Source organism: Bradyrhizobium sp. JHI2711, from assembly GCF_056156565.1.
The window spans coordinates 873,102-884,903 of record NZ_JBPZPT010000003.1 but is presented as its reverse complement, the minus strand read 5'-3'; the positions used below and the strand labels follow the sequence as shown (position 1 = coordinate 884,903).

The following is an 11,802-nucleotide window of genomic DNA, read 5'->3' as shown; positions in this document are numbered from 1 at the left end:
GAGAGTGGCACCACAGAATGAGGCCAACATCCATGAACGACATGGTCCTGCAAAAGCTCGAAGGCGGGCTGCTCACCATCACGATGAACCGGCCGGAGCGGAAGAACGCGCTCAATCCCGAGATGGTCGCCGGGCTGGTCGAGGCGGCACGGCGCGCGGCTGATGATCCCGAGGTGCGGGCGGTGCTGTTCAAGGGCGCCGGCGGCTCGTTCTGCGTCGGCGGCGACGTCAAGTCGATGGCGCAGGGGCGCGCGCCGCTGCCGTTCGAGCAGAAGCTCGCAAATCTGCGCCGCGGCATGGAGGTCTCGCGCATCCTGCATCAGATGCCAAAGCCCGTGGTGGCCCAGCTCGATGGCGCGGCGGCTGGCGCCGGCCTGTCCATGGCGCTGTCCTGCGACCTGCGCATCGCCTCCGAATCCTGCAAGATCACCACTGCTTTTGCCAAGGTCGGCTTCTCAGGTGATTACGGCGGCACCTATTTCCTGACCCAGCTGCTCGGCAGTGCGCGGGCGCGCGAGCTCTATCTGATGTCGCCGGTGCTCACCGCGAAGGAGGCACATGCGATCGGCATGGTGACGAAGGTCGTGCCCGACGCCGAGATCGACGCAGCCGCGCACGAGCTCGCGCTGTCGCTGGCGCAGGGGCCGTCGATCGCGCTCGGCTTCATCAAGCGCAACATCAACAACGCCGAGCACCTGGCGCTGGAGGATTGCTTCGACGGCGAGGCGATCCATCACACCCGTTGCGGCGACACCGAGGATCACAAGGAGGCGGCCAAGGCCTTCGTCGAGAAGCGCAAGCCGACCTTTAAGGGCGCATGACGATGACGCCCTATATCCGGCTGCGTCAGATCTGCCTGGTCGCCCCGCAGCTCGAGCCCGTCATCACGGATATCGGTCGGATCATGGGCCTCGCCGTCTGCTATCGCGACGGCAATGTCGCCAAATACGGCCTCGAGAACGCGCTGCTCCCGGTCGACACGATCCTGCTGGAGGTGGTCGCGCCGTTCAAGGACGGCACCACGGCCGGTCGCTTCATCGAGAAGACCGGCGGCCGCGGCGGTTACATGGCGATCTTCTGCTGCGACGACCCGGACGAGCGCGGCCGCAACGCCAATGCGCTCGGCGTGCGCATCGCCAATGTCATCGACCACGCGCCGTATCACGGCGTCCAGCTCCACCCCCGCGACTGCCGCGCCGCCTTCATCGAGTTCAATCACACCGAAGGCAGCGACGACATCCTCGGGCCGTATCCTCCGGCGGGACCGGACTGGCAGAAATTCATCCGCAAGGATGTGACCGAGGCGCTGACGGCGGTGGAGATGCAGAGCCCGGATCCCGCGGGGCTCGCCGAGCATTGGGGCAAGATCATCGGCGTCCCGCCTGAAGGCACCGAACTGAGGCTGCCCAACGCGACCTTCCGCTTCGTTAAGGGCGCCAGCGAGATCATGAGTGCGCTGGAGTTTCGGGTGGCTGACGTGGCGCAGGTGCTGCATACAGCCAAGGCAAAAGGGCTCGCGGTTGCGGGCAACGAGTTTCTGCTGGGCGGAGTGAAGTTCCGCGTGAGTTGATCGACTCATCCGTAGGGTGGGCAAAGCGAAGCGTGCCCACCAATTCCGCCACACAAATGAAGCGATGGTGGGCACGGCGCTATGCGCCTTTGCCCACCCTACTGCCCCGGCTTACCTTCCCTTGAAATTCGCCACCCGCCGCTCTTCCGTGGCCTTCACGCCTTCCTTGAAATCGTCCGTCGCGCGCAGCCGCGTCTGCTCGGCGAGCTCGTGATTGGTCGCGGCCATCACGCGGTCGGCGAGGCCATTGCGCATCGTGGCGCGGGTGGAGAGCAGGCCGAGCGGGGAGCATTCGGCGATCTCGCCGGCGAGCTTCATCGCGGCCACCTTCACCTGGTCCTGCGGCACCAGCTCGTTGGCGAGGCCCCATTTGTAGGCTTCCTCGCCCGTGACGCGGCGGCTGGTATAGAACATCAGCTCGGCGTTGTTCTTGCCGATCAGCTCCGGCAGCGTCACGGTCAGGCCGAAGCCGGGATGGAAGCCGAGCTTGGTGAAGTTTGCGGAGAAGCGCGCTTCGGGACAGGTGACGCGGAAATCGGCCGACACTGCAAGCCCGAGACCGCCACCGATGGCCGCGCCCTGCACGGCGGCAACGATCGGCTTCTTGGCGCGGAAGATGCGCACGGCCTGGATGTAGAGATGGTTGATCGGGCCGAGACTGTCGGCCGGATCGCCCTTTTTCTCGGCCTCGCGCGCCTCCTGGGCCTGCCGCGCCGGATCGCCGAAATTGGCGCCGGCGCAGAACGCCTTGCCCTGCGCGGAGAGCACGGAGGCACGGATTTCGATGTCGCGGTCGAACTCGTCGAGCGCGTCCGCGATCTGGTTGATCAGCGAGATATCGAAGAAGTTGAGCGGCGGACGGCGGATCTCGATGGTGCCGACATGCCCGACCTTCTCGACGCCGATATCTTGATAGGTGCTCATGATGATCCTCGATTGACTTAACGCAAACCCAATCCGCGGGCGATGATACCGCGCAGCACCTCGGTGGTGCCGCCCTGGATGGTGAGTTTCGGCGCGGTCTTGATCGCGAAGTCGAGCTGCCGCTCCAAGGTCTCGCGGTTGCTCGCGGTCTCCTCGACGAAGGCGGCGAGATCGCGCACGCGATGCGGCAGCTGCTGCTCCCAGACCGTGCCGATGTCCTTGACGATGGATGCCTCCACCACCGGCTCCTTGCCGGCTTCGAGCATGCCGGCCACCGAGACCGACATCCGCCGCATGGTGTGGAGCTGCGCGACCAGGCGGCCGATGCCCTCGGCGCTGCGCGTATCGGGATTGGGACCGACAGCGCGGACCAGCTCGGTGAGGACGTAATAGGTCTCGAGGAAACGCTCAGGGCCCGAGCGTTCATAGGCGAGCTCGCTCGTCGCCTGTTTCCAGGCGCCGTCGACCTCGCCGAGCACATGGTCATCGGGAATGAAGTGATCGGTGAAGACCACCTCGTTGAATTCATACTGGCCGGTGATCTGGCCGATCGGGTTCACCTTGATGCCCGGCTGTTTCATCTTGACCAGGAACTGGGTCAGGCCGTGGCGGCGGTTCTCCTTGGTCGGCGGCGAGGTCCGGAAGATCGCGATCATGTAGTCGGCTATATGCGCCGACGAGGTCCAGATCTTGGTGCCGTTGATGAGATAGCCGCCGTCGATCTTGGTCGCGCGCGTCTTCGCCGCGAACAAATCGGAGCCCGAGTTCGGCTCGCTCATGCCGATCGCAAAGCAGATCTCGCCGCGGCAGATCCGCGGCAGGATCTCCATCTTTATGTGCTCGGGCGCATATTTCAAAAGCACCGGCCCGCTCTGGCGGTCGGCGACGAAGAAGCGCCGCGTCGGCGCATTGGCGACGCGCATCTCCTCGGTCACCACGTAGCGCTCGAGGAAGGAGCGTTCCTGGCCGCCATACTTTTTCGGCCAGGTCATGCCGAGCCAGCCCTTGGCGCCGACCCGGCGGGAAAATTCCGGCGCGTCGGTGTCCTCGCGATTGGGCTTGTGCGGATCGAAAGTGCCAGCGGCGATTTCCTCGGCGAGGAAGGCGCGCACTTCCTTGCGCAATTGCTCGCATTTCTCCGGCAGGCGGATCGGATCGAAACGGAGGGCAGCGGTCATTTTTGTCTCGTCCCCTGATCAGCGCGACGCCACGAGCGGCCACAATTCATCGGCGCCGCGGTTTGCCACGAGCTTGCCGAGCTCGACGGCCCAGTAGCTTTCCGAGCCGAAATCGTCGCGCCAGGCCAGCGCGCGCAGCGAATAGCGGTGCAGGATGTGCTCCATGGTGAAGCCGATCGCGCCATGGACCTGATGCGCGATGCCGCCGCCCTTCTCGGCAGCTTCCGCGCAGCGGATCTTTGCGGAGGCGGCTTCGAGATAGATCTCGTCCTTGAACGATCTTGCATTGGCGATGGCGTCGGCGGCGGACGTCGCCGCCGCGAGCGCCGCGGCGGATTCGCCGGCAAGGCGGGCGAGATTGTGCTGCACGGCCTGGAATTTCGAGATCTTCTTCTCGAAGGCGACACGCTCGTTGGAATAGCGCACGGAGATGTCGAGCATGGATTCCAGCGCGCCGGCGATCTGGAGGCTGCGCGCGACGCCGCCCATCAGCATCAGATGGGTCTGCTCAAAGCCGTTCGGCGCGGGCTTGATGGCGACGGGCTGGACCTTGTCAAGCGTGACGGTATCGCTGTGGTCGTAGCCGACATTGAGCCCGGCCTCGATCCGCGCCCTGGCCGCGTCGATCAGCGCAATGGAAGCACCGTCCTTGCCGTGTGCCAGCACCGCAAAATGCTTCGCTGCTTTTGCAAAGGGCACGCCGCGCGCGCGACCGGAGAGCGCACCGTCGGCATCGAGGGTGATACGGTCCTTCGGGGACGCCGGCACGATCGTCATCTCGCCTTCGGGGGAAGCGATCTTGGCCTGTGCCAGCAGCCATCCCGCCAGCATGGTCTCGGCCAGCGGCACCGCGACTGCGAAACGGCCGGCGGCGTTCAGCAGCGCAAAGCCGTCGGCGAGGCTCGCGCCCGAGCCGCCGAGATCGTCCGGCACCCAGGACAGCGGCAGGCCGGCTTCGCTCAGCGCCTGCCACAGCGGCGCCTGCCAGGAATTGTTCTTGTCGTTGTTGATGGTTTGCGGGTCGGCGAGATCGGCGAAGATTTTCTCCGCGGTCTCGACGACGATATTGTCACTCTCCGCCACAGCGTTCCCCGTATCTTGCCATTGGCGCGTCCGGTCTGATCGGCCAGTGCGCAGTCTCTTCTTGCGCCCGATGATCGGAAAAAGCCATGGCCCTGACAAGCGTTGATCGCAGGTCCATCTGCGGCGTGGGCATGGGGCCAGGCTTCAGGAAATGCTAATTCCGCTTAGCGGAGTTTGCTCGATTTGCAGGGCGCGGCAAACTCGCTAAACAGGACGCCACACCAGAGACAGGGGAAGGAAATTCGGATGGCAACAGACGGCTTGTGCGCAATCGTGACGGGGTCCGCATCCGGGCTGGGTGCAGCGACTGCGGAGATTCTCGCCCGCAGCGGGGCGCGGCTCGTCATCAACTATTCGTCGAGCCAGAAGGAAGCCGAGGCGACGGCCGAGACCTGCCGCAAGGCCGGCGCCGCGGAGGTTTTGGTCGCACAGGGCGACGTCTCCAAGGATGAGGATTGTCGCAAGATCGTCGCAGCAGCCAGCGGCTGGGGCCGGCTCGACATCCTCGTCAACAATGCCGGCACCACCAAGCATGTGGCTCACGCCGATCTCGACGGTCTGTCGGCGGAAGATTTCCAGCGGGTCTATGGCGTCAACACCATCGGTCCGTTCCAGATGGTGCGCGCGGCGCGCAGCCTGCTCGAAGCCGCCGCCAAGGCTTCGGGGCGGCCATCTGCGGTCGTGAACGTCTCCTCGGTCGCCGGCATCAGCGGCGTCGGCTCGTCGATTGCGTACGCCGCGAGCAAGGGTGCGCTCAACACCATGACGCTGTCGCTGTCGCGCGCGCTGGCGCCGCTGATCCGCGTCAACACGGTCTGCCCTGGCTATATCGACACGCCCTGGTTCACCAAGGGCCGCGGCGAGGCGCAGGCCAAGCAGGTGCGCGACAGCGTCGTGGCGAAAGTGCCGCTGAAGGTCGCATCATCCGCGGAGGACATCGCCCAGCTCGTCTGCTTCCTGGCGACGCCGGCCTCCAGCAACATGACCGGCGAGGTCGTGCGCATGGATGCGGGGATGCATTTGATTACGTGAGACCCGATACGCCCTCTCCGCGTCATGGCCGGGCTTGACCCGGCCATCCACGTGAGGCCGCTCGGGTCGAAGGACGTGGATGCCCGGGTCAAGCCCGGGCATGACAATGAGGAGGTGGCGTGCTCTCGTCGTTACCGCTTCTAAGCGCTACCCCTTGATCACGCCGCTCGCTACCAGCCGATTCCAGATGAACAGCACCACCACCGCGCCGATGGTCGCGGTGATGAAGCCGGCGCCCTGGTCGGGGCTGTAATGGCCGATGGCCTGGCCGATCCAGGTGGCCAGAAACGCGCCGGCAATGCCGAGGATGGTGGTGAGGATGAAGCCGCTCGGATTGTTCGGCCCCGGCGACAGCCAGCGCGCGATGAGGCCGGCAATGAAGCCGACCAGGATGATCCAAAACAGGCCGCCCATGCTCATGACAGTGCTCCCCTCTCTTTGAACCGATCAGACCCGATCCGAGAGTTCATTCTCGGTCGGCAGCCGTCCGTCCGGCGTCAAATGGTCGACCACCTGCGGCAGATACTGGCTGAGGCCGGAGAGCAGCTCTTCGCGTGACAGGCCGCTCTGGGCGGACAAACTCTCGATCTGGTCGGCGCCGAGCGCGCTGGCGAGATCGCCCGGCGCGATTGGCTTGTTCTCGCCCTTGCCGACCCAGGAATTGGCGGCATCACCGTGTCCGCTCTGCTGGAGCTGGTTGAGGAGATCGCCAAGCCCGCCGCTCAGAATGCTGCCGGCCGCACCGCCGGCGAGCAGGCCGCCGAGGCCGCCCTTGAGCATGTCGTTCAGACCGCCGCCCCGACCTACGTTCACCGGCGGAGGCGCGGGTGTCGGCAACGGTTGGGGCGCTGAGCCGGACTGGTTGCCGGTGAAATGCTTGAATGCCTTCCAGGCGAGCAGGCCGAGCAGCGCCATGGTCATCGGCGACATGCCGCCGGAGGATTTCTCGGAGCTCGGTGTGCTCTGGCCGCGCGGGCCGTTCTGCATGCCGTTGAGGACGTCGAGTAGACCCATGGTGCTCTCCTTTGGCGTCTCGTTCGGCGAGCGCTCGCCGCTGACTGCCCCCGGGGCGAGAAGATATGGGGCACTCATGACCGTTACAAGTCGGATGCGCCGCGATTGGTTGTCGGGCTCGGCTCTGCTATCGAAGGCCGGTCATTCAGGGAGTGAGCTCGGTGATTGCGGATCGACCGATCGTTGTGGCCGGCGCCGGCGCCATCGGCTGTTTCGTCGGCGGCATGCTGGCCGCCAGCGGCCGCCGCGTCGCGCTCCTGGTGCGGCCGCGGGTAAAGACCGAGATCGAGCGGTTCGGCTTGCTTCTGACTGATTTCGACGGCTCCGAGAACAAGCTCGGCGCGGGTCAACTGGCGCTGTCGGAGGATCCCTCGATCTTCCACAGCGCCGGCATCGTGCTGGTGACGGTGAAAAGCGCCGATACCGCTGCTGTCGCCGAGCAGATCGCGCAGCATGCGCCTGAGGATGCCGTCATCGTCTCGCTTCAGAACGGCGTCGGCAATGTCGCTGCGCTGCGCGAGCGGCTGGGCGGCCGCCGCGTGCTGGCCGGCATGGTGCCGTTCAACGTGATCGCGATGGGCGAGGGCCGCTTCCACCGCTCGACCTCCGGCGACATTCATGTTGGCGAGGATGCGGAGAACACGGCCGGGAAGCTCTCGGTCGCCGGCCTCACGATGCGCGCGAGCGGCGAGATCACCGGCGTGCAATGGGGCAAGCTGATCATCAACCTGAACAACGCGCTCAGCGCGCTGTCGGACATGCCGCTTGCCGCGCAACTGGCCAGCCGCGACTGGCGCAGGCTGTTCGCCGACCAGATGGCCGAAGGGCTGGCCGTGCTGAAGGCCGCCCACATCGTGCCGGTGTCGTCGACGCCGATCCCGATGAGCTGGTCTCCAACCCTGCTGCGGCTGCCGGATGCGATCTTCGGTGCAATCCTGGGACGGACCATGAAGATCGATCCCGAGGCGCGCTCCTCGATGTGGCAGGATCTGAAGCAGGGCCGCAAGACCGAGATCGACTATCTGCAGGGCGCGGTGATCGCGCTCGCCGAGCGGAACCATGTCGCCGTGCCGCTGATGCGCCGCATTGTTGCGCTGATCAAGGAAGCCGAGGCGGCCGGCAACGGTCCGCTCCGTATGACGCCGCAGCAGATTCGGGGGTAGCGCCCGAAAGGAGGAGCGTGATGAAACGTGGTCTTGTGATCGGGCTCGCGCTGACCGCCTTCTGCGGCACATCGACGCTCGCCTATGCGAGGCCGCCGACGGTGATGAACTCACCTGGATATGACAGGCGATTGCAGGAGAGCCGGTCGCAGTTGGGTGCTTCGCCGATGGTGACGGAGCCGGCGACTGCGCCGTTGGTGAAACCGAAGCAGGGCAAGAAGAAGCGCACGAACTGAGGGTGGGAGCTGATCTCCATCCAACTCGTCATTGCGAGCCACCGGGTCGGCGCAAAGCACCGCCCGATGACAGGCTCCGCGAAGCAATCCAGAATCCTACCGCGGAAAGACCCTGGATTGCTTCGTCGCAAGGGCTCCTCGCAATGACGGTTATGGATGCAACTCACCCCTTCTTCGCGGGCTTGCTCGGGGTCGGGTTGAACAGCTTCTTCAGGTCGTTCAAGCTCTCCGACAGCCGCGGCCATTCGCAGGAGAACGAGCCCTTGGCGCAAGGTGCAGCCTTCGGCTTCGCGCCCGCGGCTTGCTGCACCTTCGGCCGCTCGACCGGCACCGGCACGCGCGCGACTTCGGTCCGCAGCGCGACCTGCTGCAGCTGCTGCAACTGCTGCTCCTGCTGTTCGCGCTGCTGCCGGGCGATAGCCTGGGCCGCTTCGTTGCTGCGGCGCTGGTTGGCGAGATAGGCCGTATAGGCTTCGTCGATCTTCTTCTGCTCCTCCGGCGTCGGATTGGGACCGGCGATATCGAAGGTGCGATCCTGGAGGAAATCGTAATAGGAATAGCCGCCGCCCGGCTTGCGGCGGCCGGCGAACTTGGCGTTGCAATCGGCAAGGGCGGCCGTCTTCTCGGCTTTGGTTGCGGCCTTCTCGGCGGCGTCGGCGCATTCCTCGAAATCAACCGGAGCGCGCTTCCACCATTGCGCCTCGGCATGCCCGTGCGTCAGCAGGAACAAACCTGCTGTACCTACGGCGAGCAGCGCCGCACGACGCGATGTAACGACCGACGACATTCTACGAGAGCATTCCTTGCGCAACTCAACCCGAACTGAGTCGAGCCGGATTTTTGCCCCTTTCTTGCCGGCTTGTCACCCATGGAACCCAGGAAATTCAGGGCTGCGATGCTGACATTTTGTGCTTGACGTGGCGCGAGAGTCACAGCGCCCTGACCGCAGGCTGGTACACTCGTGCCGCGAGCGCCTCACTCCTGCGGCGACGCCAAGAAGACGAAATGGAAACGCCTGATGTTGCTGCCGCTCTCAGATGTGCCGCGCTGGTACGCGGAACGCAAACCACACGGCACGATTGCGATCCGTCACGGGCAGGACACGCTGACCTGGGACGAGCTCGAGCGCGGCGCCAACCGCCGCGCGCGGGCATTCATGGCCAAGGGCGTCAAGCCCGGGGATTTCGTCGCGATCGGATTGCCGAGCGGCAACGCGTTCTTCGAGACCTCCTTTGCGGTGTGGAAATGCGGCGCAACGCCGACCTCGCTGTCGTGGCGGCTGCCGCGCGGCGAAGCCGCCGCCGTGCTTGACATTCTCAAGCCTGCGCTGGTGGTCGGCGGCGAGGCCGACTGGAATGCGCCCAACCGGTTGGCCGCCGACTTCGTGCCGGAAGGATTCTCGGATGGGCCGCTGGCGCCGCCGGTGGCGCGATACTGGAAGGCGATGACCTCAGGCGGCTCGACCGGCCGACCCAAAGTGATCCTCGATCACCAGCCGGCCGTGACCGATACCGCGGCTGCGCCGCCGCTCAATATTCCATTCGGCGTATCGCTGCTCAATCCCGGTCCGCTCTACCACAACGCGCCGTTCATCGTGTCGCATTATGCGCTGTTCGTCGGCGGCAAGCTCACGGGGCTGACCAAGTTCGACGCCGAGGAGACGCTGCGGCAGATCGAACGCGAGCGCGTGCAATGGGTCAATTTCGTGCCGACCATGATGCACCGGATCTGGGCGCTGCCTGCGAGCGTGCGCAACTCTTACGATCTGTCGAGCCTGCAGACGGTCTTCCACATGGCTGCGCCGATGCCGCCGTGGCTAAAGGAGAACTGGATCGGCTGGCTCGGACCCGAGCGGATTTGGGAGCTCTATGGTGGCACCGAGCGGCAGGGCGCCTGCATCATCTCCGGCACTGAATGGCTGACGCACAAGGGCTCGGTTGGCAAGATCGGCGACATGGCGAAGCTTCGCATCGTCGGCGAGGACGGCAAGGACGTTGCGCCCGGCGAGACCGGCGAGATCTATTTCCTCAACAATGACGGCAAGGACGCCACCTACCATTATCTCGGCGCCGAGCCGAAGCGCCGCGCCGACGGCTGGGAATCGCTCGGCGATATCGGCCGGCTGGACGCCGAAGGTTATCTCTATCTCGGCGACCGCCTCGCCGACATGGTGCTGCGCGGCGGCGCCAACATCTATCCGGCCGAGGTCGAGGCCGCGGTGTCCGAGGCTCCCGGTGTGCGCTCCTGCGTCGTGGTGGGCCTGCCCGATCCGGAATTGGGCCAGCGTGTGCATGCCATCATCGAGCCGGAGCCCGATGCGGACGGGCAGGCCATTGCCGACGGCATGGCGGATTTTCTCAAGGACCGGCTCAGCCGCTATAAGCATCCCGAAAGCTTCGAATTCGTCAGCGCCCCGCCGCGCGACGATTCCGGAAAAGTTCGGCGCACCCTGTTGCGCGATGAGCGTGCGACGTGGATGAAGGAGGGGCGCGCGTTCCGGATCTTGCCTTCGAAGGCGCGGGCGCATGCCGAATGAGACAAGCAAGGAAGGACTGACATGACGATCACCATCGTAGCGAGCAGCGTGCCGAAGCCGCCGGCAAATATCATCGAAGGTTTCAGGGACGCGCCGACCTCGGGGATCTCGGACAATCTCGCCCGGCTGCCCGGCGCAGTGGGGCTGAGGCCCTATCACCGCGGCGGCAAGCTGGTGGGCACGGCCTTCACCGTGCGCACCCGTCCCGGCGACAATCTCGCGATCCACCGCGCGCTGGATCTGGTCGGGCCCGGCGACGTCATCGTGGTCGACGGCGGCGGCGACGAGACGCGCGCGCTGATCGGCGAGATCATGAAGAACATCGCGCAATGGCGCAAAGCCGAAGGCTACGTAATCGACGGCGCGATCCGCGACGTCGCAGCATTCGCGGCCGACGACTTCCCCTGCTACGCCCGCGCAGTGATCCATCGCGGTCCCTACAAGAACGGCCCCGGCGAGATCAACGTGCCGGTGACGATCGGCGGCAGCGTGATTGCGCCCGGCGACATCGTCGTCGGCGACGAGGACGGCGTGGTGTCGTTTCCCGCTGCCGGCGCGGCCGCCCTGTTGGACGCGGTGCGTGTCCAGGTCGCGCGCGAGGAGGAGACGCTGAAGGCGATCCGCGAGGGCCGTTACCAGGGCGCCTACGGCAAGTCCTGATCAGAGGAGCGTGAAGGGAGGATGGCGTGAGCCAGAAGGACGAATTCCACAATCTCGATGATGCCAGCGACGGACTCTTCCGCGAGCTTGCCGCCGGCGTGACCACGCGCATCTTCTCCGGCGAGCAGGCGATGCTATCGGTGGTGACGCTGGCACCGCATGCGCAAGGCACGCTGCATCATCACCCCGAGGAGCAGTGGGGCGTGCTGCTCGACGGCTCCGCCATCCGCGTCCAGGGCGAGGAGGAAATCCCGGTGAAGAAGGGCGATTTCTGGCGCACGCCCGGGAACGTGCCGCACACCATGCGCGCCGGGCCGGACGGCGCCCGCGTGCTGGACATCTTCAGTCCGCCTCGGCCAGAATACAGAAAAGCAGGATCAGGCTTCGGCACGACCTAGCGCTTAAA

Annotated in this window: 14 protein-coding genes; 8 read left to right on the top strand and 6 right to left on the bottom strand. The window is 65.5% G+C overall.

The features are described from left to right. The first annotated feature begins 32 nt into the window (after positions 1-32). The gene (locus ACTEK7_RS26490) at positions 33-821 is read left to right on the top strand and encodes an enoyl-CoA hydratase (RefSeq protein WP_225148494.1); all 789 of its coding nucleotides are present in this window, start codon (positions 33-35) and stop codon (positions 819-821) included. A gap of 2 nt (positions 822-823) precedes the next feature. Beyond that, on the top strand, positions 824-1,570 hold the full coding sequence (locus tag ACTEK7_RS26485; protein WP_225148495.1) for a VOC family protein: 747 nt from the start codon (positions 824-826) through the stop codon (positions 1,568-1,570). A 111-nt stretch (positions 1,571-1,681) separates the two neighbouring features. On the opposite strand, the gene ACTEK7_RS26480 is transcribed toward ACTEK7_RS26485, so the two are convergent. The 3 genes from ACTEK7_RS26480 to ACTEK7_RS26470 are packed head-to-tail and all read right to left on the bottom strand — an operon-like array spanning position 1,682 to position 4,755. Then, complete coding sequence (locus tag ACTEK7_RS26480) at positions 1,682-2,494, bottom strand: enoyl-CoA hydratase/isomerase family protein (RefSeq protein ID WP_109141718.1); 813 nt, start codon at positions 2,492-2,494, stop codon at positions 1,682-1,684. A gap of 17 nt (positions 2,495-2,511) precedes the next feature. Then, positions 2,512-3,672 carry an acyl-CoA dehydrogenase family protein gene (locus ACTEK7_RS26475; protein ID WP_225148496.1) on the bottom strand — a complete coding sequence of 387 codons (1,161 nt, stop codon included), beginning with the start codon at positions 3,670-3,672 and terminating at the stop codon, positions 2,512-2,514. Between the two features lie 18 nt (positions 3,673-3,690). Next, positions 3,691-4,755: an acyl-CoA dehydrogenase family protein gene (locus tag ACTEK7_RS26470; protein ID WP_225148497.1), complete on the bottom strand. Its 1,065-nt coding sequence runs from the start codon at positions 4,753-4,755 to the stop codon at positions 3,691-3,693. A gap of 246 nt (positions 4,756-5,001) precedes the next feature. Between ACTEK7_RS26470 and ACTEK7_RS26465 the strand changes: the two genes are divergently transcribed. Beyond that, a complete protein-coding gene (locus ACTEK7_RS26465) occupies positions 5,002-5,787 on the top strand; it encodes an SDR family NAD(P)-dependent oxidoreductase (protein ID WP_225137673.1) in 786 nt (261 codons plus the stop codon). 147 nt (positions 5,788-5,934) lie between these two features. Here the strand turns inward: ACTEK7_RS26465 and ACTEK7_RS26460 are convergent, their stop codons facing one another. Next, entirely contained in the window at positions 5,935-6,207 is a 273-nt protein-coding gene (locus ACTEK7_RS26460) for a GlsB/YeaQ/YmgE family stress response membrane protein (protein ID WP_370103030.1), read from the bottom strand. A 27-nt stretch (positions 6,208-6,234) separates the two neighbouring features. Next, a complete protein-coding gene (locus tag ACTEK7_RS26455; protein WP_036014559.1) occupies positions 6,235-6,801 on the bottom strand; it encodes a YidB family protein in 567 nt (188 codons plus the stop codon). 161 nt (positions 6,802-6,962) lie between these two features. Between ACTEK7_RS26455 and ACTEK7_RS26450 the strand changes: the two genes are divergently transcribed. Both ACTEK7_RS26450 and ACTEK7_RS26445 read left to right on the top strand, forming a co-directional pair. Next, positions 6,963-7,964, top strand: coding sequence for a 2-dehydropantoate 2-reductase (locus ACTEK7_RS26450; RefSeq protein WP_225131010.1), 1,002 nt, complete (start codon positions 6,963-6,965; stop codon positions 7,962-7,964). A gap of 20 nt (positions 7,965-7,984) precedes the next feature. Beyond that, on the top strand, positions 7,985-8,200 hold the full coding sequence (locus ACTEK7_RS26445) for a hypothetical protein (protein ID WP_225113663.1): 216 nt from the start codon (positions 7,985-7,987) through the stop codon (positions 8,198-8,200). 163 nt (positions 8,201-8,363) lie between these two features. Here the strand turns inward: ACTEK7_RS26445 and ACTEK7_RS26440 are convergent, their stop codons facing one another. Beyond that, a complete protein-coding gene (locus ACTEK7_RS26440) occupies positions 8,364-8,987 on the bottom strand; it encodes a hypothetical protein (protein ID WP_057027447.1) in 624 nt (207 codons plus the stop codon). A gap of 231 nt (positions 8,988-9,218) precedes the next feature. Between ACTEK7_RS26440 and ACTEK7_RS26435 the strand changes: the two genes are divergently transcribed. From ACTEK7_RS26435 to ACTEK7_RS26425, 3 genes are read left to right on the top strand one after another with little or no spacing between them, the layout of a single operon-like run. After that, a complete protein-coding gene (locus ACTEK7_RS26435; protein ID WP_225148498.1) occupies positions 9,219-10,736 on the top strand; it encodes an AMP-binding protein in 1,518 nt (505 codons plus the stop codon). 21 nt (positions 10,737-10,757) lie between these two features. Beyond that, positions 10,758-11,396, top strand: coding sequence for an RraA family protein (locus tag ACTEK7_RS26430; protein ID WP_225148499.1), 639 nt, complete (start codon positions 10,758-10,760; stop codon positions 11,394-11,396). Positions 11,397-11,422: 26 nt separating this feature from the next. Continuing rightward, positions 11,423-11,794: a dimethylsulfonioproprionate lyase family protein gene (locus ACTEK7_RS26425; protein WP_225145217.1), complete on the top strand. Its 372-nt coding sequence runs from the start codon at positions 11,423-11,425 to the stop codon at positions 11,792-11,794. The last annotated feature ends 8 nt before the right edge of the window (positions 11,795-11,802 follow it).